Raw genomic sequence first — 23,946 nt, 5'->3', positions numbered from 1 at the left:
ACTTAGGGAGATGAGGCATGAATTTTCACGAGGTCAGGTTTCCCGCTAGTCTGAGTTTCGGGTCCATCGGAGGACCCGAACGACGCACGGATGTTGTCACTCTTGCCAACGGGTTCGAAGAACGCAACACGCCATGGGCCCATTCGCGTCGCCGCTATGACGCCGGGCTTGGGATGCGGTCGCTGGATGATATCGAAACACTGATCTCGTTCTTCGAGGCGCGGCGTGGACAGATGTACGGGTTCCGCTGGAAAGACTGGTCGGATTTCAAATCGAGCCGCGCAACTGTCGAACCGACATTCCAAGATCAGGTGATCGCTGTTGCGGATGGCGATACCGTCTCATTCCAACTGGCCAAGACCTATCGCTCGGGCAGCTACGACTACAAGCGTCCGATCAACAAACCTGTTTCAGGCACAGTGCGCATTGGGGTTGAGCAGGATGAGATGCAAGAAGCTATCGATTACAATGTCGATCTTGCCACCGGTATCGTGACGTTTTCCTCGCCTCCGGTGGAATCGGCCCGTATCACTGCCGGCTTCGAATTCGATGTACCAGTCCGATTTGACGCAGACCGGATACATACAAGCGTCGCGAGTTTTCAGGCGGGTGACGTGCCGAACGTGCCGGTTGTCGAGGTCCGTGTCTGATGGGAGGTTTAAGTGCGGAAATGCAGGCGCATTTGGCGTCGGGTGTCACAACACTCTGCCGTTGCTGGTCGATCACGAGGGCCGATGGCGCGATATACGGGTTTACCGATCACGATTGCGATCTTGCTTTTGACAGTGTCACGTTTAGGGCCAATACAGGGCTTTCGGCAATGGCCCTGCAGCAGAGCACAGGCCTGTCTGTCGATAACAGCGAGGCGCTGGGCGCCCTGAGCGATGCCGCGATCCGCGAGGATGACATCGAGGCTGGCCGGTTCGATGACGCCGAAGTGCGCGCATGGTTGGTCAACTGGTCGAACACATCTTCGCGCTGGCTTCAGTTTCGGGGCAACTTCGGTGAGATCAAACGGGGCGCTGGCGCTTTCCGGGCCGAGCTGCGCGGGTTGACGGAAAAGCTCAACGTGCCGATCGGACGGGTCTACCAGAAACCCTGTACAGCGGTACTGGGGGATGCGTCCTGCACATTCGATTTGACGCAGCCGGGCTATGCGTTGGATATCGAGGTCGAGCGCGTCAGCGATGCGCAACAGTTCGACTGGAATTTGATCGAAGGTTTTGAAGACGGTTGGTTCTCGCGGGGTCGATTTTCCGTCCTGACGGGCAAAGCGACCGGTCTTTGGGGAGCGGTCAAGAAGGACCGGAAACTGGGAGAGGCGAGACAGGTTCAACTGTGGCAGCCTCTTCGCGGTCAGATATTTCCGGGCGACATGATCCGGCTTGAAGCCGGATGCGACAAGCTATTCGAAACCTGCCAGCTCAAGTTCAATAATCTTCTTAATTTTCAAGGTTTTCCGGACATTCCCGGCGAGGACTGGCTCATGTCGGTTCCCCGTCAATCGGGCGTGAATACAGGGGGGAGCCGTAGATGACGGTGTTGGCGGATCAGATCGTTCAGACGGCCAGAGACTGGATCGGTACGCCCTATCGGCATCAGGCCTCTGTCCTCGGCGCGGGCGCAGACTGCCTTGGTCTTGTTCGGGGCGTGTGGAGGACGCTCTATGGACGCGAACCGGAAATCGTGCCTGCCTACAGCTACGATTGGTCTGAGGTGCAGGGAAAGGAGCGGCTCTGGGCGGCAGCCGCCCGGCACTTGACCGAGAAAGAAGCTGACGTTGTTTCTCCGGGCGATCTGATCCTTTTTCGGATGCGCAAGCGGGCCGTTGCCAAGCATCTTGGCATTCTGGTGCAGCTTACCCCTTATCCGACCTTTGTTCACGCCTATAGCGGCCATGGTGTTGTCGAGAGCATGCTTAGCGCGCCTTGGCGTCGCCGTGTGGTCGCGAGCTTTGAATTCCCTAGGGAGGTCGGCTGATGGCAACAATTCTGTTATCCGCCGCAGGCGCGGCAATCGGTGGGTCGGTCGGCGGCACAGTGGCTGGCCTGTCATCTGCCGTGTTGGGCCGCGCGGTTGGCGCGACTGTCGGCAAGGTCATCGATCAACGGCTGCTTGGGCAGGGATCGGAGCCTGTCGAAACAGGCCGTGTCGAACGGTTCCGATTGACTCAGGCCAGCGAAGGGGAAGCGATAGCGCAGGTTTACGGTCGCATGCGTGTTGGTGGGCAGGTGATCTGGGCGTCTCAATTCCGCGAAACCTCAATGACGACAGGAGGCGGCGGAAAGGGCGCGCCAAGCGCGCCGAAGACGACCCGTTTCAGCTACAACGTCTCGCTGGCCATCGCACTGTGCGAAGGGGAGATCGCAAGCGTCGGTCGCATCTGGGCGGATGGGGAAGAGGTCTCGCGCGAGGACCTCAATATGCGCATCTACAAAGGCACGTCAGACCAGTTGCCGGACCCGGTGATCGAGGCCACCGAGGGCGCTGGGCAGGTGCCTGCCTACCGGGGCACCGCCTACGTTGTCATGGATAATATTGCGCTGGAGCGGTTTGGAAACAGGGTCCCCCAGTTTTCTTTCGAAGTTGTTCGGCAGGAACAGAAGAACGCAGGCACATATGTGCAGGACCTTGCGCAGATTGTGCGGGGCGTTGCGCTGATCCCGGGCACTGGAGAATATTCGCTTGCGACGACAGCCGTTCATTATGATGGGGGGCCGGGCAGCAAGTGGACAGCCAATGTACATACACCCTCTGGCCTCAGCGACTTCGAGACCTCTATCCAGTCGCTGTCGGAAGAATTGCCCAATTGTAAGGCCGGCTCTCTGGTTGTCTCATGGTTTGGGGGTGACCTCCGCTGTGTGTCCTGCCCGATAGTACCAAAGGTCGAACGTGCCGAATTCGACGGTGGTAACATGCCATGGCGCGTTTCCGGGCTGACCAGAGCCACGGCAGAGACCATCGCGCGCGTGGATGATCGTCCTATCTACGGCGGCACGCCTGCGGATGCCTCTGTAGTGGAAGCGATCCGTCATATGAACGCAAACGGTATCGACGTGCTGTTTTATCCGTTCATCCTTATGGATCAGAAACAGGGCAATACATTGCCGGATCCCTGGTCTGGCGCAGAGGAGCAACCGCATCTCCCATGGCGGGGCCGCATCACGCTGTCACAGGCACCGGGCCAACCCGGCAGTCCGGATGGCACGGCGACAGCAGATGACGAAGTCGCGGCGTTTTTCGGGTCAGCTCAGGTTGCGGATTTTTCGATTGGCGATGGCGTGGTCACCTATTCCGGGGCCGAGGATTGGGGACTGCGTCGGTTCATCCTGCACTACGCAGCCCTTTGCGCGGCGGCCGGTGGCGTGTCGTCCTTTTGCATCGGCTCCGAAATGCGCGGGCTGACCCAGATCCGTGGCGCGCTGGGCTTCCCGGCCGTTCAGGCATTACGGCAGCTGGCGGCGGACGTGCGTGCCATCCTCGGTTCAGATACCCGGATCAGCTACGCCGCCGACTGGTCCGAATATTTCGGATACCAGCCGCAAGATGGAAGCGGTGACAGGTACTTTCATCTCGATCCCCTCTGGGCGGATGATAACATCGATTTCATCGGGATCGATAACTACATGCCGCTTTCCGACTGGCGGGATGGCGATACCCATCTGGATAGGCAGGCGGGCTGGGAAAGCATATACGATTTGGACTACCTGCGCGCCAATGTCGAAGGCGGCGAAGGGTTCGACTGGTACTATCACTCGCCCGAGGCGGAAGCTGGCCAGACACGGACCGAGATCACGGATCAGGCGCATGGGGAACCGTGGATCTGGCGGTACAAGGATCTCAGGAGCTGGTGGCAGAACAGTCATCACGAGCGCATCGGCGGGGTGCGCCAACCCACGCCGACCGATTGGGAGCCGCGATCAAAACCGATCTGGTTCACTGAACTCGGGTGTGCCGCCGTGGACAAGGGAACCAACCAGCCGAACAAGTTTGTCGACCCCAAGTCGTCGGAATCGCGGTTGCCCAAGTATTCAAACGGTCAGCGTGACGATTTCATTCAAGGTCAATATCTGAAGGCAATCCTCGGCCATTGGGGAGAAGCTGCAAACAACCCGATTTCCGATATTTACGATGGGCCGATGATAGATCTCGGCCATGCCTTTTGCTGGGCGTGGGACGTGCGGCCCTATCCGACTTTTCCGAACAATCAGGAACTCTGGGCGGATGGAGAGAATTACCTGCGCGGTCACTGGTTGAATGGCCGGGTCGGCGCGCGCACTCTGCGCTCCGTTGTCGAAGAACTCTGTTTGCGCTCCGGGATTAACGCCGTGGATGCAGAAAGGCTGTACGGTGTCGTTCGTGGATATACGGTCGATCAGGTCAGCGACGCCCGCGCGGCGATGCAGCCTCTTTTGCTGCGGTACGGCTTCGATGTGATCGAGAAGGACGGGGTCTTGGAGTTTCGGCTGCGGGACGGCAAGAACCCTAGTGTGCTTGAAGCCGAACGCCTTGCGTTGACGTCGGAGATGGACGGCTCTTTCGAGCAGCTCCGCGCGGCCGAGGCGGAAACCACGGGGCGTATCCGTGTGCGTTTCATCCAGTCCGGCGGGGATCATGACATCGTTGCCGAAGAGGCCGTGTTGCCAGATCAGGCAACGCACGCAGTTTCCGCCAGCGATCTGCCCCTTGCCATGACCCGTGCCGAGGGCCGTCAGGTCGCCGAACGATGGCTGAGCGAAGCGCAGTTGGCACGCGACACCATCCGTTTTGCCCTTCCGCCCTCTCGGCTGGACCTCGGTGCGGGGGACATCGTTTCAGTGTCAGGGGACCAGCTGGAAGGCGACGCCTTGTACCGAATAGACAGGGTCGAACACACGGAGTTGCAACTGATCGACGCTGTACGCATCGAGCCCTCGGTATACGAACTGCCGGAGATTGCAGAAAAACTGGCCGGACAACGCGCCTTTGCGGCGCCGACACCGGTATTGCCCTTATTCATGGATCTACCGCTTATGCGCGGCGACGAGGTGCCGCACGCGCCGCATATTGCGGTGACTTCACAGCCCTGGCCGGGAACGGTCGCCGTGTACAGTTCCGAAAGCGATGATAATTTCGTTCTGGATGAAATCATTGCGGCGCGGTCTGTCATAGGAAAGATCGAAACGCCCTTGCGCTGGGCGCGTACCGGGTTGTGGCAGAATGGGGCGCATCTGCAGGTCAAACTCATTTACGGTGCACTCGAAAGCCGGCCCGAGGAAGCCGTGCTTAACGGCGCCAATGTTGCCGCCATCGGTGATGGTGCGCCTGGCAACTGGGAGGTTATCCAGTTTCGCGACGCCGAACTGATCTCACCCGATACATATTGGCTAAGTGGTTTCCTGCGCGGGCAAGCGGGAAGCGACCCCTTGGCGGCTGATCCCTGGCCGGTCGGCAGCTGGTTCGTTCTGCTGGACGGGACCGCACCACAGATCGACCTTGCCAGCACCAAACGTCGCATCGCGCGGCATTACCGGATCGGACCAGCGAGGCGCCCTGTGGATGACCCGTCCTATGAACATATCGTTGCGTCATTCGACGGTAACGGTCTCCGCCCATATACACCGGCGCATGTGCTTGCCAAGAAAGTAAGCGGCGGCGCGATAAGCCTGACCTGGATCCGCCGGACCCGTATCGACGGAGACGACTGGAATACGCCCGAGGTGCCGCTGGGCGAAGAGCAAGAGCTTTACCTCATACGTGTCTGGCAATCCGGCGATCTGCTAAGGCAAATCGAGGTCTCGCTACCGGCGTGGACTTACTCGACAGGTGCTCAGGCCGCAGACGGATTGCAGGCCGGTACAGATTTCGATGTTGAAGTCGCGCAGGTATCCGCGCGCTACGGTCCCGGCCTGTTCCGCAGGATCACGGTAGCCGGGTAGGGAAATGCGTCCACTGCTACACGGAGATGTCTCGAATGCCGCCCGGGCGCTGCTGGCGAGCGCGCCCGGGCGCCGTCAAACGCTGTGCCAGCAGATGGTGCGAGAGGCGGAACTGGCGGATCGGCATGTTCAGCGAACAGGACGCCTGCATCCCGAATGGGGAAACGGATCGCTGATGATGGCGGCGCGAAAGTACCGGCTGGCCAAGGAACCCGGTTTCGACGATGTCGAATTCATTGAATGTTTTCAGACCGTTCTTGAGCAACTTAAGCTGGCTCTGCTGAAGGATCAGCGGTCAAACCCCTAACTCTGCGCCAGCGAAGAATCCCTGTTTTTTACCATACCGATTAACCATTCGTTTCCGGAATTAAGGCCATCACAGGTTTGCGTTTGGGCATCAGAGCGAATACTGGCTAAGATGAACCTGTATTCATCTGACCGGAATCTCGGAAAACAAGGATTCACCTATGGCTGAGACCCGTACCAAACTGGCAAGCGTCGACCCTGTCTGGGATCGCATCACAAGCGAAGCACGCGAAGCGGTTCAGAATGAACCTTTGATGGGCGGGCTTATCCATGCCTGCATTCTTCATCACAAGACATTGGACAAGGCCCTTTCTTATCGAATCTCGGCCAAGCTGTCCTCGAATGAAATGTCGATGGCGATCCTGCGCGAAATCGCGGATCAGGCATTTTCTGAAACGCCCGAGTTGATTCAGGCCGCACGTGCGGACCTTGTTGCCATCTACGAGCGTGATCCAGCCTGCCACAGGCTTCTGCAGCCGGTGCTCTACTTCAAGGGCTATCAGGCGGTGCAAGCCTACCGCGTCGGTCATTGGCTCTGGATGCAGGGGCAGCGCGATCTGGCCTATTTCTTCCAGATGCGCATTTCCGAAATATTTGGCGTCGATATTCATCCAAACGCCCGGATCGGCAAGGGGATCATGATCGACCATGCGCATTCTATTGTGATCGGCGAAACCGCGGTTGTTGGTGACAATGTCTCAATGCTGCATTCGGTGACCCTTGGCGGGACCGGCAAGGAAGAAGAAGACCGTCATCCCAAGATTGACGATGGCGTGCTTATCGGCGCGGGCGCCAAGGTGCTTGGCAATATCCGTGTTGGTCATTGCAGCCGGGTGGCCGCCGGTTCGGTTGTTCTTGCCGATGTGCCGGCTTGCAAGACGGTCGCCGGGGTTCCGGCCAAGATCGTGGGCGACGCAGGTTGCGACCAGCCTGCGACCAACATGAACCAAAGCCTTAAAGGCTGCGATTGTTCTGACTGAATGTCAAAAAAAGGCCGCCTTATGATGCGGCCTTTTACATGCCAGCGCGTGGTAGGTTCACGCCTCTATCGGCAAACCAAGCCTTGGATTGCGCTTTGCCGCGTACCAAGCGATCCCAAGCATCGCGATCCCGCCAAGAGCGAGAGCGGCACCAACCTGACCGGTCACGCCCCAGCCATAACCCGCCGCCAGCGCCTGTCCGGCAAGAAACGGCCCCAGCGCATTGCCCGCGTTGAACGCCGCGTGGTTCATGGCGGCGGCGAGTGTCTGTGCGGTTCCGGCAACCTCCATCAGCCGCATCTGGATGGGTATGACCAGCCCGGCGGTCATACCCATGATCAGGATCGCCAACGTCATCAGCATCCAATTGCCCACGACAGCGGTGTAGAAAAGCGCAGCGAGGATCATGCCGATCAGCAGCACAAACGCACCGCCGAAATGCGACCAGTTCGCAAGCCGTCCGGCGATGAAGTTTCCCAGCGTCGCGCCGATCCCAAAGGCGGAAAGGGCAAGCGGGATGCTCCACACCGGCGCATTCGCAGAATCGATCATTGCGGCAGACAGGTAGGCATAGACGGCGAACACCGCGCCGAACCCGATTGCGGCGACCAGCAGGGTCAGCAGCACGTCGCGATTTGCAAGCGCGCTCAACTCGCTCAGCGGGTTCAACGACTTATCTCTTGGGACAGAAGGCGCCACACGGAACAGCATCAGCGCCGAGATCGCGGTCACGACGCCGACGATCACAAAGCACCAGCGCCAGCCAAAGCTTTGTCCGATTGCACCCGCGGCGGGCACGCCGATGACGTTGGCAATGGTCAGCCCGGTCAGAACCTGCGCAATCGCGGCCGCGCCGCGTCCCTTCGGGGAAAGCTGCGCGGCAAACAACATGGATACCCCAAGCAGCGCCCCATGGGGCAGACCGGACAGGAACCGGGTCGCGACGAGAAGATCCAGATTGGGCGCAAGTGCCGAGGTCAGGTTCGCAACCCCGTAAAACGCGACGAGCAAGAGAACCAGCGTCTTGCGATCCAGCCATGCGCCTAAAACGGCCAAAATCGGTGCGCCGATGACAACTCCGATGGCGTAGGCGCTGACCGCATGTCCGGCAGCAGGTTCGCTCACTCCGAGATCAAGCGCGTAGTAGGGCAAAAGACCCATCGCGGCGAATTCGGCGACACCAACGGCAAAAGCACCAATCGCAAGAGACAGGATCGTCAGCCGCGCCTGACGGTCGAAATGAGACATCGGAAACCCCGGGGTTAGAAAGCAGGCCCGTCGCGGATTTCCGCAGCGCAGCAATTTTGAACCTAAAGAATGTTGGCGCTATCGCAAGCGTGCCCGGTGCATGGGCGGCATGAGACTTTTGCATGGCTCATGGGCGGAAACGAAAACCCCCGGCCTCCTGATCGGGAGGCCGGGGGTGATTCCTGTTCCGTCGTGCCGGTCAGGCGAGCATGACCATCGGGTTTTCAAGGTTCTCGACAATGGCCTGCAAGAGCTGCGCGCCGAGCGCGCCGTCGATAACCCGGTGGTCGACCGACAGGGTGACCGACATCACCGTTGCCACGGTCACTTCGCCGTCTTTTCCGATCACCGGCTTTTTCACACCGGCCCCAACCGCAAGGATCGCGCCATGCGGCGGGTTGATCACTGCGTCAAAGTTGTCGATCCCGAACATGCCAAGATTGGAGATGGCAAAGCTGCCGCCCTGATATTCCTGTGGCGCAAGCTTGCGGTCGCGGGCGCGGGTGGCAAGGTCTTTCATCTCGGCGGACAGAGCCGAGAGCGATTTCATCTCCGCGTCCTTCAAAACCGGCGTGAACAGCCCGCCCTCGATGGCAACCGCAACCGCCACATCCGAAGGTTTGAGCTTTAGCATCCGGTCGCCTGCCCAGACCGCATTGGCATCCGGCACCGATTGCAGCGCCAGAGCGCAGGCTTTGATGATAAAGTCGTTGACCGAAAGCTTTACACCGCGGCCTTCGAGCTGATTGTTCAGATCGGCGCGAAACTTCATCAGCGCGTCCAGCTTGATGTCGCGCCGCAGGTAGAAATGAGGGATCGACTGCTTGGCCTCGGTGAGACGCGCAGCGATCGTCTTGCGCATCCCATCGAGCTTGACCTCTTCGTAGTCGCGACCTTCGTACATCTTGGTCACGGCTTCGGTGGATGGGCCCTGCGCCATCGTGGCGGGGGCCGCCGCCGCCGCTGCCGGAGCGGCTTTTTCGGCCGCCTGCGCAGATGCCTCACCTGGTTTCGCCGATTCCACGTCTGCCTTCACGATCCGACCATGCGGACCCGAACCCTTGATCGAGCCGAGGTCCAACCCCTTGTCCGCCGCGATCCGCCGCGCCAGCGGCGACGCAAAGATGCGTTCGCCATCCTTGTCCGGGGCAGGGGGCGTCTTGGCGGCAGGCTTTTCCGGTTCGGCCTGTGCCTCTTTTGACACCGGTTTTTCGGCCGATTTCTCGGCGGTTTCCGATTTTTCGGGGGGCGAGGTCTCACCGATGTCATCCGCGCTTTCACCGTCTTCCAGCAGCACGGCGATGGGCGTGTTCACCTTTACCCCTTCGGTGCCCTCGGCCACGAGGATCTTGCCGACGGTGCCTTCGTCCACCGCCTCGAACTCCATCGTCGCCTTGTCGGTCTCGATCTCGGCCAGCAGGTCGCCCGAGGAGACGGTATCGCCCTCCTTGACCAGCCATTTCGCCAGCGTGCCCTCTTCCATGGTCGGGGACAGGGCGGGCATCAGGATTTCCGTAGGCATCTCGCGCGCTCCTTACCGGTAGGTGACTTTATGGACCGCCTCGATCACCTCGTCGGTGGTCACCAGCGCCAGTTTCTCGAGGTTTGCCGCATAAGGCATCGGGACGTCCTTGCCGGTACAGTTGATCACCGGCGCATCGAGGTAGTCAAACGCCTCTTGCATGATGACCGAGCTGATGTAGCTGCCGACGGATCCTTGCGGCCAACCTTCTTCGACGGTGACGCAGCGGTTGGTTTTTTTCACGGACCGGATGATCGCATCCGTATCCATCGGACGCAGGGTCCGCAGGTCAAGCACCTCGGCATTGATCCCGTCCTCGGCCAGCTTGTCGGCGGCTTCGAGCGCATATTGCATCCCGATGCCAAAGCTGACGATCGTCACGTCATCGCCCTCTCGCCAAATCCGGGCCTTCCCAAACGGCACCGTATAATCGTCGATATCCGGCACATCGAAGGTGCGACCGTAAAGGATCTCGTTTTCGAGGAAGATCACCGGGTTCGCATCGCGGATCGCGGTTTTCATCAGCCCCTTATAGTCCGAAGCCGAGTAAGGCATCGCCACTTTCAGGCCGGGGATTTGCATGAACCAGGCGGCATAGTCCTGGCTGTGCTGCGCCGCCACGCGGGCGGCTGCCCCGTTCGGGCCACGGAAGACCATAGGCGCGCCCATCTGACCGCCCGACATGTAAAGGGTCTTGGCGGCAGAGTTGATGATCTGGTCCATCGCTTGCATGGCGAAGTTGAAGGTCATGAACTCGACGATGGGTTTCAGCCCGCCAAAGGCCGCGCCGACGGCGACACCGGCAAAACCGTGCTCGGTGATCGGCGTGTCGATCACACGTTTGGGGCCGAATTCGTCGAGCAGGCCCTGGCTGATCTTGTAGGCACCTTGGTACTCGGCGACTTCCTCGCCCATCAGGTAGACGTCCTCGTCACGGCGCATCTCTTCGGCCATCGCGTCGCGTAACGCTTCGCGAACCGTCTGCTCCTTCATCTCGGTGCCTTCGGGCCAGTCGGGTGAGGTGTCAGCTGGCTTCGATTTGGGCGCCTCGGCTGCCGGCTTCTCCTCCGGCTCGTCGGGCTTGGCTTCTTCCTTGGGTGCCGAGGAAACTTCGATATCGTCGGCGCTTTCGCCTTCTTCGACCAGCACGGCGATGGGCGTGTTCACCTTGACGCCTTCGGTGCCTTCCTCGATCAGGATCTTGCCGACGATACCTTCATCGACCGCTTCGAATTCCATCGTGGCCTTGTCGGTCTCGATCTCGGCGAGGATATCGCCCGAGGAAACCGTGTCGCCCTCTTTGACGAGCCATTTCGCCAGCGTGCCCTCTTCCATTGTCGGTGAAAGGGCCGGCATCAGAATTTCGGTTGCCATCTCAGTTCACCTCCTGCGGAATTTCGGTGGCATAGATATCGGTCCAAAGCTCCTCGACGGCAGGTTCGGGGCTTTCCTTCGCAAACTCGGCCGAAGCGTTCACGATCTCTTTGATTTCCTTGTCGATTTCTTTCAGTTTGTCCTCGGTGATGGACTTGCCGCTCAACAGCTTGGCACGGACCTGTTCAATGGGGTCGCGTTCCTCGCGCATTTTTTGCACTTCTTCGCGGGTCCGGTACTTGGCCGGGTCCGACATGGAGTGACCGCGGTAGCGATAGGTTTTGATTTCAAGGATATAGGGACCGTCGCCCTTGCGGCAGTGGGCCACCGCGCGCTCTCCGGCCTCTTTGACAGCGATCACGTCCATCCCGTCGACCATCTCGCCGGGGATACCAAAGGGTTCACCGCGCTTGTGGATTTCGTCGGTCGAGGTCGAGCGCTTCTGTGCCGTGCCCATCGCATACTGGTTGTTCTCGATCACGAATATCACCGGCAGCTTCCAGAGCGCGGCCATGTTGAAGCTTTCGTAAACCTGACCTTGGTTCGCCGCGCCGTCCCCGAAATAGGTGAACGTTACGCGGCCGTTTTCCTTGTAGCGATCGGCAAAGGCCAGACCGGCGCCAAGCGGCACCTGCGCGCCAACGATGCCATGCCCGCCGTAAAAGTTCTTTTCCTTCGAGAACATGTGCATGGAGCCGCCCTTGCCCTTGGAGTAGCCCCCTTCGCGGCCCGTCAGCTCGGCCATGACGCCCTTTGGGTCCATGCCGCAGGCCAGCATGTGCCCGTGGTCACGATAAGAGGTGATCCGCTTGTCGCCTTCCTCGGCAGCGGCCTCGAGCCCGACGACAACGGCTTCCTGCCCGATGTAGAGGTGACAGAAGCCGCCGATCAGTCCCATGCCATAAAGCTGGCCGGCCTTTTCTTCGAAACGGCGGATCAGCAGCATGTCGCGATAATAGGACAGCATCTCCTCGGGGGAGACCTCGGATTTCTTCGTGGTTTTTCGGGCGGCCATATCTCTGAACTCCCCATCTGGAAACATAGTTTAGTGTTAAACTATTCTATAGGGCAGATTATAGAGCGTTGCGAGCAATTTAAACCCCGCACGGCAAGACCGGCAGATATTTGGAAAAATTGTTACGAAACAGAGGGTCGAAGGGGCGTTCAGCGGATGACGATTTCATCAGCGCGCAGCAGGCCAAGCACGTCGCGCGCCTGCTGGTCGAGCAGATCCAGATCGAGGTAGTTGTCGGAGAGCCGCTTGGTGAGGTTTTCCATCACCTTGATATCCGACTGGAGCGCGGCGAGATCGCGGCTGAGCGTGTCGGCCTCGGCGGCGATTTCCACGCGTCGGAACAGCCCGTAGTTGCCCTGCACGGCCGCAAAGGTGAAATAGGCGCTCAGCGCAAAAGCCAATGCGAAAAAGAAGATACCGCCTAAGCCGGGACGTGTGGAACGGGTCAACTGCTGCCTCTCATGCGTTCTTTTTGTAAACGCTTGATCCACTATGACACAGGTGATTCGCCAAGTGAATCCCCTGTTTCCAAAAATGAGGGCGCAGGCATCATTTTTCCGCCTGCGCCCCGGTTTTCGCGGATGGGCCGATCAGCCCGAGTTGGAGGCTGTGTAGATGCCCTCGATGGTCTCATCCAGCGTGGCGTCGAAATCTTCGTCGCTCTGCTTGGCGTCGAGCCCTTCGGTCAGCGCCCGCGAGAAAGACGCGATGACGCCGGTGTTTTTGGAGAGCCGCTCGTTGGCTTCTTCACGGCTGTACCCGCCCGAGAGCGCCACCACCCGCATCACCCGGTTATGGTTGACCAGCGGCTGATACAGGTTCTCGGTTTCGGGCAGGGTCAGCTTGAGCATGACCTTGAAGCTATCCGGCAGCTCGTCGAGACGGCGCAGCAACTGGTCGAGCAGGATGCCTTCGGCTTCTTTCTTGTCGGCGATGCTGATCGTCACCTCGGGTTCGATGATCGGCACCAGATCGTGCTTGAGCACCTGCTCGCCGATGTCGAACTGTTGATCGACGACCTTGCGGATGCCTTCCGCCGAGGCTGCGTTGATCACCGAACGCATCTTGGTGCCAAAGATACCTGCCTCCTTGGCGCGGCTGAGCAGTTCATCGAGGCCGGGCATCGGCTTCATCAACTGAACACCGTCTTCTTCGTCTGCAAGGCCCTTGTCGATCTTGAGAAACGGCACAACGCCGCAGTCTTCCCAGAGGTACTGGGCCGACGGCTTGCCGCCTATTTCGCGGTCCATGGTCATTTCGAACAGGATCGCACCAATAACCCGCTCTCCGGTAAAGGCCGAAGAGGTCACGATCCGCGAACGCATCGCATGGATCAGGTCGAACATCTCCGCTTCAGAGCTGTATTCGTCTTCCTCGATCCCATAGAGGCGCAGCGCCTTGGGGCTGGACCCGCCGCTTTGATCGAGCGCCGCGATAAAGCCTTTGCCAGAGGTCATCTTTTGCGTCTGTTCGGAATTGGACATAATGTTTTTCACTCGCATTTCGGGGCAGGCCGTTCTTGGCCGGAATCCATCGTTCACAAGGTCTTAGGCAATGCCTGACCTTGTTTCAATGCTGGTGGCGCTAACTGCCTCCGTCACGCTTTCAGTGCGGCGACGCCGGGCAGGGTTTTGCCCTCCATCCATTCAAGAAACGCACCTCCCGCGGTCGAGATATACGTGAAATCCTCCGCAGCCCCGGCCTTGTTCAGTGCGGCCACCGTGTCACCGCCACCGGCGACGGTAATCAGTTTGCCCGCGCGGGTCAGGTCGGCCGCCGCCTTGGCGGCCGCGTTGGTCGCCGCGTCAAACGGAGCGATTTCAAAGGCACCCAGAGGTCCGTTCCAGATGACCGTCTTGGCGCGTTCAAACACTTGCAGGATATGAGATACCGAATCCGGCCCGGCGTCGAGGATCATCGCGTCGTCGGGCACATCCTCGGTCTTGACGGTCTCACTCGGGGCGTTTTCGGCAAACTCGCGCGCAACAACCGCGTCTCGCGGCAAAAGAAGCTCGCACCCGGTCTGGACCGCCTTGGCCGCGATTTCGCGGGCGGTATCGGCAAGGTCGTGCTCGCAAAGCGATTTGCCCACGTCGATCCCGCTTGCGGCAAGAAAGGTATTGGCCATGCCACCACCGATGACCAGCACATCGACCTTTTCAATCAGGTTCGAGAGCAGATCGAGCTTGGTCGACACCTTGGCGCCGCCGACGACGGCGACAACGGGACGTTCCGGATCACCAAGCGCGGATTCGAGCGCGGAAAGCTCGGCCTCCATCAACCGACCGGCGCAGGAGGGAAGCAGTTGTGCGACGCCTTCGGTCGAGGCGTGTGCCCGGTGCGCGGCGGAAAAGGCATCGTTGCAGTAAACATCACCAAGTTCGGCGAATTCCTCCGCCAGTTCGGCGTCGTTCTTTTCTTCGCCGGGCTGAAAGCGCGTGTTCTCAAAAAGCAGAACCGAACCCTCGGGCAGGGCGCCGACAGCAGCCCGGGCGGCATCCCCCCGGCAATCGGCGCAGAACATGACCGGCGCCTCAATCGCGGCGGCAATCGGTTCCACCAGCGGACGCAGCGACATCTCGGGGACATGCTTGCCTTTGGGCCGTCCGAAATGCGCCAGCAAGATTGGTTTGCCGCCCGCTTTCAGAATGTCCTTAAGCGTCGGGACAATGCGCTGGATGCGGGTATCGTCGGTTACTCGCCCGTCTTCCATCGGAACGTTGATATCAACCCTCACCAGCACACGTTTGCCGTTCAGATCCATATCGTCCAGCGTGTTCCAGCCCATATCGCTCCCTTTCCTTTGGTGTCAGCAAGGTTTTTCCTGCATTTGCGGCACGGGTCAATGGTTCACTTGGCTTTCCCGCCCGCGAGCCTTAGGTAATCCGCCAAAGGTTAAAAGACAGGAGAGCCAGATGGCCGAGATCAAAGACCCGGAAAACACGATCCTGATGGAGCTGAAAGACGGCACCGTCACGATCGAACTCATGCCCGACGTGGCGCCCAAGCATGCCGAGCGGATGAAGGAACTGGCCCGCGCCGGTGAATATGACAACGTCTGCTTTCACCGCGTGATCGAGGGCTTCATGGCCCAGACCGGCGACGTTCAGCACGGCGATATGGAAGACGGGTTCAACATCCGCATGGCTGGTACCGGCGGCTCCGAGCACCCGGATCTGCCCGCCGAATTCTCCAAGCTGCCGCATGACCGTGGCACCCTTGGCGCGGCCCGGTCGCAGAACCCGAATTCGGCCAACTCGCAGTTCTTCATCAACTTCAAGGACAACCATTTCCTGAACGGTCAGTACACGGTTTATGGCCGCGTCATTTCTGGCATGGAGCATGTGGATGCGATCACCCGGGGCGAGCCGCCAGCGGATCCCGACCGTATGATCAGCGTCAAGGTGGCCGCAGATGTTTAAGCCTGCGCTTACCGCTACGATGCTGCTGGCCGCCGGGCCCGCGTTGGCCACTGGCCTTGAGATCGAAGTCGCGGGCGAAAGCTCGGGGACGATCACCATCGACCTGCTGGAAGATGTCGCGCCTCAGCACGTTGAGCAAATCACCGCTCTGGCCGAGGCAGGGGCTTATGATGGCGTGGTTTTCCACCGCGTGATCGACGGTTTCATGGCCCAGACGGGTGATGTGGAATTCGGCAAGCTTGGCGATGACATGCGCCGCGCGGGAACCGGCGGATCGGACCGCCCGGACCTGCCAGCTGAATTCTCGGACATTCCTTACGAACGCGGTATCGTCGGCATGGCTCGATCGCAGAATCCGGACAGCGCCAATTCGCAGTTCTTCATCATGTTCAATGATTACCCGAGCCTGAACGGCCAGTACACTGTCGTTGGTCGGGTGACCGACGGCATGGATGTTGTCGATGCGATCAAGCGCGGCGAAGGCCCCAATGGCGCCGTGATCGGTGAGCCGGACCGCATGGTCAAGGTAACCGTTACCGAATGAAAATTTTTGCGCCGGGGCGGGGCTCCGGCGCATTACGCTCAAAGTTCAGGTGTCCGGCTTGCCTTCTTTGAACGCGTACCGGCATCAAGAGACAATTGCTTAGGACCGGCGCGCGGCTTCATCCGCGCAATGGCCTTCCAGCACCTCTTCCCGCGTCTGTTCCCGGTTAACGGTCGCAAGTACCAAATGGGCAAGCGCCGGGGCCGATTTGCGGCCTGGCCTGTGATGGGACTGCCAGAGCCGGAACCGGATCATTGAGCAACGCGTCCAAGCCTTTAAAATCAACGACCAGTGCCAAGAGTAGCTCGTTGCTTGAAACTAGTTCAGTGGCAGGATCAGAGCAGGTTACCGACCACAACGGTGGCAAAACGTCCCGAAACGAAAAAGGCCGGCCGCCTTGCGGGCGGACCAGCCATCTTCTCGTTCGTATGACGGCTGCCTGCGTTAAGGCAGCAGTTCGGTTTACGTACCCGATCAGGACGCGTTCGATTTCGGCGCGGCGGCAGCGGGTTGCGGTGCTGCGGCTGCTGCCGGGTTGCCGGTCTGCTTGGCACCCGAGCGGCCGGGGTTCAGCGGGTCGTCCTGACGCTGCACGGAACCTTCGAAATGCGCGCCGCTTTCAATGGCGATGGTCTTGTGGATGATGTCGCCTTCGACGCGGGCGGTCGAGGTGAGACGAACCTTGAGACCACGGACACGGCCCACGATCCGGCCATTCACGACGACATCGTCTGCCGTCACTTCGCCCTTGATGGTGGCGGATTCGCCGATGGTCAGCAGGTGCGCACGAATGTCGCCTTCGACCGTACCTTCGACCTGAATGTCGCCGCTGGTCTTGATGTTGCCGGTGATGTGCAGATCGGCCGACAGGGTCGACGCGGGCGGTTTCGCCTTGGGCGCGCTGGTCTTGTAGTCACTTGCGGAAGGAGCACCAGTCGACGTGGACGGGGCAGGGGACGCGTGGGACTCGTCAGCGCTCTTGGAGCCGGGCTCGTTGATTTTGCTCTTTGAAAACATTGTTCGCAGCCTTGATGTAGATCATGGGGTTAACGGGCGTTCCGTCCACACGCACTTCGTAGTGCAGATGGGTGCCGGTGACCCGACCGGTATTACCCATATCACCGATGTGATCCCCGCGCGAGACCCTTTGTCCGACCTTCACACGAAGCTTTGAGTTGTGAGCGTAATAGGTTTCGATCCCGAAGGCGTGCTTGATCTTGATCAGTCGGCCAAAGCCGGACATCCAGCCCGCATGCGACACGACTCCGTCAGCTGTCGCATAGATATTGGTGCCCATCGGACCCGCGAAATCCGACCCGTTATGCATACGGCGTCCGCCGGTCTTGGGATCGCGCCGATAGCCGAAACCGCTGGTATAGCGAACGGCGTCGCGGATCGGGCTGGCAAAGGGCGCTTTTTTGGCTGCGATGCGATACATGTTCAGCAGGTCCATCTGCGTCAGCAGTTTGTTGGCGCGCATTTCATCGGCCGAGGGTTCTTCGCCCCGTGTCGAGAAGGTCAGCGGCGTGAGGGGGCCGCCCTGGCCACTGTACCCGCGGCGCACCTGGTCGAGCAGACGGTCCGTCGAGAGACCCGCGCTCTTGAACATCTCGTCCAGCGGCACGATGGACACGGCCATCGCGTCTTCGAGTTGGCCAAAGATCTGGTCGTTCTTTTCTTCGAGCAGCCGCAGCTCCAGTTCCATCTCGTTGCGCTGCTCGATGGCGTTGCGCGCGTCGGCATAGATCCGGTCGCGTTCTACCGCGGTCTCTTCCAATGCCTCGGACATGAAATTCAGCGGCTCGGGTGAGCTGCTGGCGACGCGGCTGGTTTCTTCGGATGTTTCCTCTTGCAGCGCGGCCAGCGCGTTGCGGGCGGCTTCGCGGTCCTGCATCGTGTCGCGCAGGGTGGACTGGATCACGTCAATGCCGGTGGCCAGTTCATCACGGCGGGTTTCGGACGCCAGCAATTCGGACTGCATGCGCGAAATCTGCGCCAGCGCCGTGTTGAACCGTTCCTGCGCAGCAACGGCTTCGGCGGCGCGCATGTCGCGCTCGCTGCTGATCGCGTTCAGCCGGTCCTGAAACAGTTGCTGATCGAGCTTTGCCTGATCGCGGAAGTTGCTCGCGCCGATCGTGTCCATAACGACGATGGCCGTGGCGACAATGGTCCAGCCGACGATTGCGGCCACGCCCGTATAGGCAATAAGCTGCATTTCGGGTTTGAGGCGGATAAAACGCGTATCAGAGTCGGATTTGAGGAAGATACGTCGTTCAGGAAAGAGTCTTTCCAAGGTTGTGTGTATCTTGATTGCCAGCCGTGTCCGCACGCTGTGCTCCTTGTCCCATCCCACCCAAGTTGGCGCGCATTCCCCAATGCTTGCACCACGGACCATTGCATATCGTCGTGATACCCGTTGAGCAAGCGGCCATCCCGCAACACCGGCAGGTAAGCGCGGAATTTGAGCAAATTGGCAAAAAACCGCCGAGATGCAAGGACATGAGTTTTAATGCCATGTTAACCACCGAAGCGTTTCAGCGGCATTTCGCGGTGTGCCGTCCAGCGACGGCGATTGTGTCGGAAATGCCGGAAACGACGCGTGTTAAATGAATTATTCGGCTTTAATGAATTGTTACTTACAATTGCCGTGTAAGAAGCGCGCCAATGAAGTGAATTGCGCGGCAGGCTCTGAAGGAAATTGATCAGATCGGTCGCGAAACTCGATCACTTCCATCCGGGTTGGGCGAATTGGCGCCCGAATTAACGAGGCATGAGAGGATATCCGCCATCTCGGCAGACAGGTTTCGAATGGTGTTGATAAGTGCCCCAAGGCTTTCACGGGTTTCATCGGCACCGTCGTCGGCGGTGCCAATCGCCTCTACACGGGTGAGCAGGTCATCGACTTGTTCGCGCAGATCCGGTGCGGCGGTTGTCGATAGGCATTCCACGGCTTTGGCAAGACGCGCCTGTTCGGCTCTCTCCTTCGCAAGCGTTGCCTCATAGGAATTGCGTTCAATGGCCAGCAGCACGGCGCGCTTCATCCTCTCCTCGCCGATTTCATCTTTGACGAGGTAATCGACGCAGCCGCCCCGCATGGCCTCTATGATGATGTCGCGCTCGGCAACGCTGGTAGCCATGATCGGGGTCGCGGCGGACTGGTTTGCATGGGCGTTGACCATCGCCAGCGCGTCAAGGCCGGTATCGCCGCCGACATGATAGTCAAGGAAGATCAGGTTGAAAGATGTCCGGTCGATGGCTTCCTTGAGTTCGCCCAGCGTTGCCGCATCCGTGCCGGTGAATTGCAACCCGATCTTGCGACAGCACCGGTCAAGGCGCAGCCGATCAACCCGGTCGTCGTCAAAGAACAGGACGCTCATGGGGGGCGTGTTCCCCATAGCGTTTTCATTCATCGAAGCTGGCGCATGCAAAGCGGCCATGGCTAATCCTTTTCGAAAGCAGCCCGGAGTTCTTCGCGGTGGCGGGGCGTGAGCTTCGGTCGGCGTAAAGAGATCGCCGGACCAAAGGATACTGGACGCGGAACGTTGGTGACCGGAACCCGCCTGTCGGCTAAGCGACATTCTTGCCATGCCGGTCGATCCGCATGGCAAGGTGTCATCATAAGACTAAAGAAGCTTTAACCGCCGTTCTGTGGACCGCTGGCGCAAAAGCCTAGAGGGCGCGTACGGCCGCAAGGACTTCGTCGACATGGCCGTCGACCTTCACCTTGCGCCAGACCTGTTTGATCGTTCCATCCGCCCCGATCAGGAACGTCGAGCGTTCGATCCCCCAGAAAGTCTTGCCGTACATCTTCTTTTCTTTCCAGACGCCATAATCCTCGCAGGTCGTGCCCTCTGCATCCGACAGGAGCGGGGTGGTCAGCGCATGTTTTTCGACAAAGTTGTCGTGCTTTTTCACGCTGTCTTTCGAGATACCGAAAACCTTTGCACCTGCGGCCTCAAAGGCCGGCATTTCGCTTGAAAAGCCGATGGATTCCTTGGTGCATCCCGGTGTGTTGTCCTTGGGGTAGAAGAACAGCACAACAGGCGCGCCGCGCAGCTCGGACAGTGTGACCGTTCCGCCGCCATCCCGCGGCAGGGTGAAATCAGGGGCGGGATCGTTGATGTCGGGCATTGAATGGCTCCGCGAGTTGGGACAAATGTGAATTTCATAATAACGCGTTATCGGCGACAATAAAGGCGTGCAGGCGGAAATGAACGGGTTGCGCTATCGTGACTGAGGGCGATCAGAATGCACCGGAGCCGCTACCGCGCGGCGCCCGGCGCAAGCGGAGACTGGCCCTGAAAGCCTGTCTGATATCGCTTGTCTTCATTGTTCTGCTCGGGGCAATCGCCGCCGGTGGCGTTTACATGATGATCGGCCGGACGATGAGCGCGCCCCTTTGGGTGCAGGAGCGTATCGAGGACCGTTTCGAGGCGGATTTCGCGCCGCTCCAGATTGAGTTCGACGAGCTTGAATTCGTGCTCGGCACCGGTTGGCGGCCCCGGATCCGGTTGCAGAACACGGCCATCAGCGACGGCAGCGGGCGCGAAATCGTCCGGCTGAACCGCATGGGGGCCAGCCTTGCCATGCGACCCTTGCTCAAGGGTAGTGTCCAGCCGAAACGGATCTACCTGTCGGGCGTGCTGGCAACCCTGCGCCGAGATGCCGATGGCAAGATGGCGCTGCTCTTCGGGGATGGCGCGACGCCGTTTCGCAGCGCGGCCAACCTGCCGCAGCTTCTCGATTCATGGGCCCAGACCCTGCGCCAGCCAAAGCTGAGCGCCCTGACCTCGGTTTCCGTCGACGGGGTCACGCTGCGCTACGAGGATCTGTTTCAGGGCCGCGCATGGACTCTGGATGGCGGGCAGTTGTCTATGGACCGCGACGGCGACGATTTACAGATTTCCTCCAGCGCGGGCCTGCTTGGCGGCAGCGATCTGGCCGGTCTGGTCGAGGCGAATTTTACCAGCCGCATCGGTGATGTCGCCGCCCGTTTCGGCATTTCGATCCGGGATATCGCGGCGCCCGACATTGCCGCGCAAAGCGTCGCGCTTGGCTGGCTGGGCGTTCTCCGGGCACCGATTTCGGGGTCGCTTCGCGGGCAGGTCGATGAGAAAGGAAAGCTCGGCCCCTTATCGGCGACGCTCCAGATAGGGGCCGGGGCGGTGGAGCCCAATCCTAACGCGCGCCCGATCCCCTTTGACGGTGCCCGCAGCTATTTCACCTATGATCCGGCGGGGCAGGTGCTGCAATTCGACGAACTTTCGATTTCGAGCGCCTGGGGCTCGGGGTTTGCCGAGGGTCGCGCTTACCTGGGCAATGCCGAAGGCGAGGTGCTCAAGGAAATGGTGGGGCAATTCCGGTTCAGCGAACTGGTGCTGCAACCGGCTGACCTTTATGAAAAGCCGCTCGAAATCGACAGCGCCAGCGCCGATTTCCGTCTCGAACTCGACCCGTTTCGCCTGCAACTGGGCGAATTGCTGATCGGCGACGATGAGAGCGAGCTTAACATGTCGGGCCATATGTCGGCGGGCAGCAAGGGCTGGCAAATCGCCATGGACGCCCATCTGAACGAAATGACGCCCGAGAGGCTGATCGAGATCTGGCCCGACGGTGCCGCCGCCAAACCGCGAAAATGGGTCACGGATAATGTCCGTAGCGGCCTGTTGCGCGACGTGAACCTCGCGCTGCGGATCGAGCCAAAGCAGAAGCCGGAAGTTTACGTCGATTTCGATTTTGAGGATGCCGAGGTCAAGTTCCAGCGTCACATGCCGACGATGACCGGCGCTTCGGGGCAGGCGACGCTGGCAGAGAACCGGTTTGTCGCAACCGCGAGTTCCGGCATTGTGACCGCCGACGAGGGCGGCGCAGTGGATGTCTCGGGGACGTCCTTTATCATTCCGGACATTGGAATCCGCGAGTCGGCGCCGGGCATCGTGCGGTTCCGGGGCAGCGGACCGATCACCGCCGCCCTGTCGCTCCTGAACCGGCCGCCGCTTTCGGTGATGGACAAGACGCCGCTCCCGGTGGACCTTGCCAAGGGCAATATCGAGCTGACCGGAACGCTGGCGACTCCGCTCAAGAAGGGCACACCCTTCGAAGAGGTCGAATTCCACTTTGACGGCAGTCTCGAACATGTCGAAAGTACCGTTCTGGTGCCCGAGCATGTTGTGAATGCAGAGAGGCTCCGTATTCGCGGCGATCAGGGGCAGGTCATCATTTCCGGCGATGGCGCGATTGACGGCGTGCCCGCGACGGTCTCCTGGCGTCAGCCCATCGGCAAAGGCGCCCCCAAGGCGAGCCGTGTCGAGGGCAATATCGAACTTTCCCAAGAACTGCTTGATACGTTCCGGATCGCATTGCCCAAGGGAAGTGTGTCGGGGCAAGGCGATGCCGGTTTCACGATCGACTTTGCGCCGGACACGCCACCTGCGCTGAACATCGAATCCGAACTTGTCGGGGTGGATCTGCGCGTGCCGCAGATCGGCTGGCGCAAGGGGCCGGACACAGCCGGAAAGCTGACCCTGTCTGCAACGCTGAGCCAGCCGCCCAAGGTCGAAAGCCTGTCCATCGAGGGCGCCGGTCTGTCGGCGCAGGGATCGGTCAGCCTGACCGGTGACGGTGATCTTGAACGGGTCAGTTTTGGCTCTGTCCGGATGGGCGGCTGGCTGAACGTGCGCGCCGATCTCGTCGGACGCGGAGAGGCGCCGCCGATTTTGCGCGTCTACGGTGGCACGCTTGATATGCGCAGCGCCCAATTCGGCTCTGGCGGCGGCGGTGGCAGCGAGGCTTCCAGCCCAATGGAGGTGTCGCTCGACCGGTTGCAGATCACCGATACCATGGCGCTGACCGGCTTTTCCGGCAGTTTCACCACGACGGGCGGGCTGAACGGCGAATTCCGGGGACGGGTGAACGACGGCACTGCGGTGACAGGGCGCGTGGTGCCGCAAAAAGGGCGCAGCGCTTTCCGGCTCTTGTCGCAAGACGCGGGCGGTGTGTTTCGCTCCGCCGGTATTCTGAAACAGGGGCGTGACGGCAGTTTCGAACTGACCCTCGTGCCAGCCGATCAACCCGGCTATTTCGACGGCCAGCTAAGGGTCGAGAATACGCGGGTCGAGGACGCCCCGGCGATTGCCGCGCTGCTCAATTCGATCAGCGTCATTGGCCTCCTCGACGAGATGACCGGGCAGGGGATCCAATTCTCCGAAGTCGATGCCCGGTTTCTTCTCGGGCCGTCGCAGCTCACGCTTTATTCGTCCAGCGCGGTGGGTCCGTCGATCGGTATCTCGATGGACGGGACATTCGATGTGCGCAATGCGCTGCTGAACATGCAGGGGGTGATCTCGCCGGTTTACCTGCTGAACTCCATCGGATCGGTGCTGACGCGCAAAGGCGAAGGCTTGCTTGGCTTTAACTTTACCCTGACGGGTCCGGCGGCGGACCCGAAGGTCGGGGTCAACCCGCTGTCGGCACTGGCCCCCGGTGCGATCCGCGAAATCTTTCGCGCGCCTGCACCGACTAGGCCCGACGGTACCACCCCGGCGACAAGGAACGCGCCGACTGCGAAACCGCCCGCAGGCGGATTTGGCGAAGGGGCCGGGGGCGGGCGATAAGAGA

The 23,946-nt window shown here is 60.2% G+C and carries 20 protein-coding genes; 9 read left to right on the top strand and 11 right to left on the bottom strand.

The window, feature by feature from the left end:
• Nucleotides 1–17 precede the first annotated feature (17 nt).
• From ACU0FH_RS01300 to cysE, 6 genes are all read left to right on the top strand, one after another.
• On the top strand, nucleotides 18–650 hold the full coding sequence (locus ACU0FH_RS01300; RefSeq protein ID WP_446193011.1) for a phage distal tail protein, Rcc01695 family: 633 nt from the start codon (nucleotides 18–20) through the stop codon (nucleotides 648–650).
• A complete protein-coding gene (locus ACU0FH_RS01295; RefSeq protein WP_446193010.1) occupies nucleotides 650–1,537 on the top strand; it encodes a DUF2163 domain-containing protein in 888 nt (295 codons plus the stop codon). Before ACU0FH_RS01300 ends, ACU0FH_RS01295 begins: the two co-directional genes overlap by 1 nt.
• Nucleotides 1,534–1,980: an NlpC/P60 family protein gene (locus tag ACU0FH_RS01290; RefSeq protein WP_446193009.1), complete on the top strand. Its 447-nt coding sequence runs from the start codon at nucleotides 1,534–1,536 to the stop codon at nucleotides 1,978–1,980. The genes ACU0FH_RS01295 and ACU0FH_RS01290 overlap by 4 nt, the downstream gene beginning before the upstream one ends.
• Nucleotides 1,980–5,918: a baseplate multidomain protein megatron gene (locus tag ACU0FH_RS01285; protein WP_446193008.1), complete on the top strand. Its 3,939-nt coding sequence runs from the start codon at nucleotides 1,980–1,982 to the stop codon at nucleotides 5,916–5,918. Before ACU0FH_RS01290 ends, ACU0FH_RS01285 begins: the two co-directional genes overlap by 1 nt.
• A 4-nt stretch (nucleotides 5,919–5,922) precedes the next feature.
• On the top strand, nucleotides 5,923–6,225 hold the full coding sequence (locus tag ACU0FH_RS01280) for a DUF7742 family protein (RefSeq protein WP_446193007.1): 303 nt from the start codon (nucleotides 5,923–5,925) through the stop codon (nucleotides 6,223–6,225).
• A 160-nt stretch (nucleotides 6,226–6,385) separates the two neighbouring features.
• A complete protein-coding gene (cysE, locus tag ACU0FH_RS01275; RefSeq protein WP_238370586.1) occupies nucleotides 6,386–7,204 on the top strand; it encodes a serine O-acetyltransferase in 819 nt (272 codons plus the stop codon).
• 57 nt (nucleotides 7,205–7,261) lie between these two features.
• Here the strand turns inward: cysE and ACU0FH_RS01270 are convergent, their stop codons facing one another.
• From ACU0FH_RS01270 to ACU0FH_RS01240, 7 genes are all read right to left on the bottom strand, one after another.
• Nucleotides 7,262–8,452: an MFS transporter gene (locus tag ACU0FH_RS01270; protein WP_446193006.1), complete on the bottom strand. Its 1,191-nt coding sequence runs from the start codon at nucleotides 8,450–8,452 to the stop codon at nucleotides 7,262–7,264.
• 199 nt (nucleotides 8,453–8,651) lie between these two features.
• The gene (locus ACU0FH_RS01265) at nucleotides 8,652–9,974 is read right to left on the bottom strand and encodes a pyruvate dehydrogenase complex dihydrolipoamide acetyltransferase (RefSeq protein WP_446193005.1); all 1,323 of its coding nucleotides are present in this window, start codon (nucleotides 9,972–9,974) and stop codon (nucleotides 8,652–8,654) included.
• Between the two features lie 12 nt (nucleotides 9,975–9,986).
• A complete protein-coding gene (locus tag ACU0FH_RS01260; protein WP_446193004.1) occupies nucleotides 9,987–11,348 on the bottom strand; it encodes a pyruvate dehydrogenase complex E1 component subunit beta in 1,362 nt (453 codons plus the stop codon).
• A 1-nt stretch (nucleotide 11,349) separates the two neighbouring features.
• Nucleotides 11,350–12,363, bottom strand: a complete 1,014-nt coding sequence (gene pdhA, locus ACU0FH_RS01255; protein WP_446193003.1) for a pyruvate dehydrogenase (acetyl-transferring) E1 component subunit alpha — start codon at nucleotides 12,361–12,363, stop codon at nucleotides 11,350–11,352.
• Nucleotides 12,364–12,512: 149 nt separating this feature from the next.
• Nucleotides 12,513–12,812: an FtsB family cell division protein gene (locus tag ACU0FH_RS01250; protein ID WP_088632570.1), complete on the bottom strand. Its 300-nt coding sequence runs from the start codon at nucleotides 12,810–12,812 to the stop codon at nucleotides 12,513–12,515.
• 141 nt (nucleotides 12,813–12,953) lie between these two features.
• Nucleotides 12,954–13,847, bottom strand: a complete 894-nt coding sequence (locus ACU0FH_RS01245; protein WP_446193002.1) for a fructose bisphosphate aldolase — start codon at nucleotides 13,845–13,847, stop codon at nucleotides 12,954–12,956.
• A 113-nt stretch (nucleotides 13,848–13,960) separates the two neighbouring features.
• Nucleotides 13,961–15,151, bottom strand: a complete 1,191-nt coding sequence (locus tag ACU0FH_RS01240; RefSeq protein WP_446193001.1) for a phosphoglycerate kinase — start codon at nucleotides 15,149–15,151, stop codon at nucleotides 13,961–13,963.
• 127 nt (nucleotides 15,152–15,278) lie between these two features.
• On the opposite strand from ACU0FH_RS01240, the gene ACU0FH_RS01235 reads away from it, so the two are divergent.
• Nucleotides 15,279–15,785 carry a peptidylprolyl isomerase gene (locus ACU0FH_RS01235; protein WP_238370593.1) on the top strand — a complete coding sequence of 169 codons (507 nt, stop codon included), beginning with the start codon at nucleotides 15,279–15,281 and terminating at the stop codon, nucleotides 15,783–15,785.
• Nucleotides 15,778–16,329 carry a peptidylprolyl isomerase gene (locus tag ACU0FH_RS01230; protein ID WP_446193000.1) on the top strand — a complete coding sequence of 184 codons (552 nt, stop codon included), beginning with the start codon at nucleotides 15,778–15,780 and terminating at the stop codon, nucleotides 16,327–16,329. The genes ACU0FH_RS01235 and ACU0FH_RS01230 overlap by 8 nt, the downstream gene beginning before the upstream one ends.
• A 474-nt stretch (nucleotides 16,330–16,803) precedes the next feature.
• On the opposite strand, the gene ACU0FH_RS01225 is transcribed toward ACU0FH_RS01230, so the two are convergent.
• From ACU0FH_RS01225 to ACU0FH_RS01210, 4 genes are all read right to left on the bottom strand, one after another.
• Nucleotides 16,804–17,346 (bottom strand): bactofilin family protein, encoded by a 543-nt coding sequence (locus ACU0FH_RS01225; RefSeq protein ID WP_446192999.1) that lies wholly within the window; start codon nucleotides 17,344–17,346, stop codon nucleotides 16,804–16,806.
• Complete coding sequence (locus ACU0FH_RS01220) at nucleotides 17,300–18,658, bottom strand: DUF5930 domain-containing protein (RefSeq protein WP_446192998.1); 1,359 nt, start codon at nucleotides 18,656–18,658, stop codon at nucleotides 17,300–17,302. The genes ACU0FH_RS01225 and ACU0FH_RS01220 overlap by 47 nt, the downstream gene beginning before the upstream one ends.
• Nucleotides 18,659–19,031: 373 nt before the next feature.
• The gene (locus tag ACU0FH_RS01215; protein WP_446192997.1) at nucleotides 19,032–19,766 is read right to left on the bottom strand and encodes a response regulator; all 735 of its coding nucleotides are present in this window, start codon (nucleotides 19,764–19,766) and stop codon (nucleotides 19,032–19,034) included.
• A gap of 232 nt (nucleotides 19,767–19,998) precedes the next feature.
• Nucleotides 19,999–20,460 carry a peroxiredoxin gene (locus tag ACU0FH_RS01210; RefSeq protein ID WP_446192996.1) on the bottom strand — a complete coding sequence of 154 codons (462 nt, stop codon included), beginning with the start codon at nucleotides 20,458–20,460 and terminating at the stop codon, nucleotides 19,999–20,001.
• A 98-nt stretch (nucleotides 20,461–20,558) separates the two neighbouring features.
• Between ACU0FH_RS01210 and ACU0FH_RS01205 the strand changes: the two genes are divergently transcribed.
• A complete protein-coding gene (locus ACU0FH_RS01205; protein ID WP_446192995.1) occupies nucleotides 20,559–23,942 on the top strand; it encodes a YhdP family protein in 3,384 nt (1,127 codons plus the stop codon).
• Nucleotides 23,943–23,946 lie beyond the last annotated feature (4 nt).

Source organism: Heliomarina sp. (genome assembly GCF_052826185.1).
The sequence above is the reverse complement of the archived record's forward strand: the minus strand, read 5'-3'. Positions and strand labels throughout refer to the sequence as shown.

Bases quoted from the DNA above. Each gene is read 5' to 3' on its own strand.
- ACU0FH_RS01285 (WP_446193008.1), top strand. From the start codon at position 1,980: ATGGCAACAATTCTGTTATCCGCCGCAGGCGCGGCAATCGGTGGGTCG.
- ACU0FH_RS01215 (WP_446192997.1), bottom strand. From the start codon at position 19,766: ATGGCCGCTTTGCATGCGCCAGCTTCGATGAATGAAAACGCTATGGGG.
- ACU0FH_RS01300 (WP_446193011.1), top strand. From the start codon at position 18: ATGAATTTTCACGAGGTCAGGTTTCCCGCTAGTCTGAGTTTCGGGTCC.
- ACU0FH_RS01270 (WP_446193006.1), bottom strand. From the start codon at position 8,452: ATGTCTCATTTCGACCGTCAGGCGCGGCTGACGATCCTGTCTCTTGCG.
- ACU0FH_RS01240 (WP_446193001.1), bottom strand. From the start codon at position 15,151: ATGGGCTGGAACACGCTGGACGATATGGATCTGAACGGCAAACGTGTG.
- ACU0FH_RS01245 (WP_446193002.1), bottom strand. From the start codon at position 13,847: ATGTCCAATTCCGAACAGACGCAAAAGATGACCTCTGGCAAAGGCTTT.
- ACU0FH_RS01225 (WP_446192999.1), bottom strand. From the start codon at position 17,346: ATGTTTTCAAAGAGCAAAATCAACGAGCCCGGCTCCAAGAGCGCTGAC.
- cysE (WP_238370586.1), top strand. From the start codon at position 6,386: ATGGCTGAGACCCGTACCAAACTGGCAAGCGTCGACCCTGTCTGGGAT.
- ACU0FH_RS01210 (WP_446192996.1), bottom strand. From the start codon at position 20,460: ATGCCCGACATCAACGATCCCGCCCCTGATTTCACCCTGCCGCGGGAT.
- ACU0FH_RS01260 (WP_446193004.1), bottom strand. From the start codon at position 11,348: ATGGCAACCGAAATTCTGATGCCGGCCCTTTCACCGACAATGGAAGAG.
- ACU0FH_RS01290 (WP_446193009.1), top strand. From the start codon at position 1,534: ATGACGGTGTTGGCGGATCAGATCGTTCAGACGGCCAGAGACTGGATC.
- ACU0FH_RS01235 (WP_238370593.1), top strand. From the start codon at position 15,279: ATGGCCGAGATCAAAGACCCGGAAAACACGATCCTGATGGAGCTGAAA.
- ACU0FH_RS01280 (WP_446193007.1), top strand. From the start codon at position 5,923: ATGCGTCCACTGCTACACGGAGATGTCTCGAATGCCGCCCGGGCGCTG.
- pdhA (WP_446193003.1), bottom strand. From the start codon at position 12,363: ATGGCCGCCCGAAAAACCACGAAGAAATCCGAGGTCTCCCCCGAGGAG.
- ACU0FH_RS01265 (WP_446193005.1), bottom strand. From the start codon at position 9,974: ATGCCTACGGAAATCCTGATGCCCGCCCTGTCCCCGACCATGGAAGAG.
- ACU0FH_RS01230 (WP_446193000.1), top strand. From the start codon at position 15,778: ATGTTTAAGCCTGCGCTTACCGCTACGATGCTGCTGGCCGCCGGGCCC.
- ACU0FH_RS01295 (WP_446193010.1), top strand. From the start codon at position 650: ATGGGAGGTTTAAGTGCGGAAATGCAGGCGCATTTGGCGTCGGGTGTC.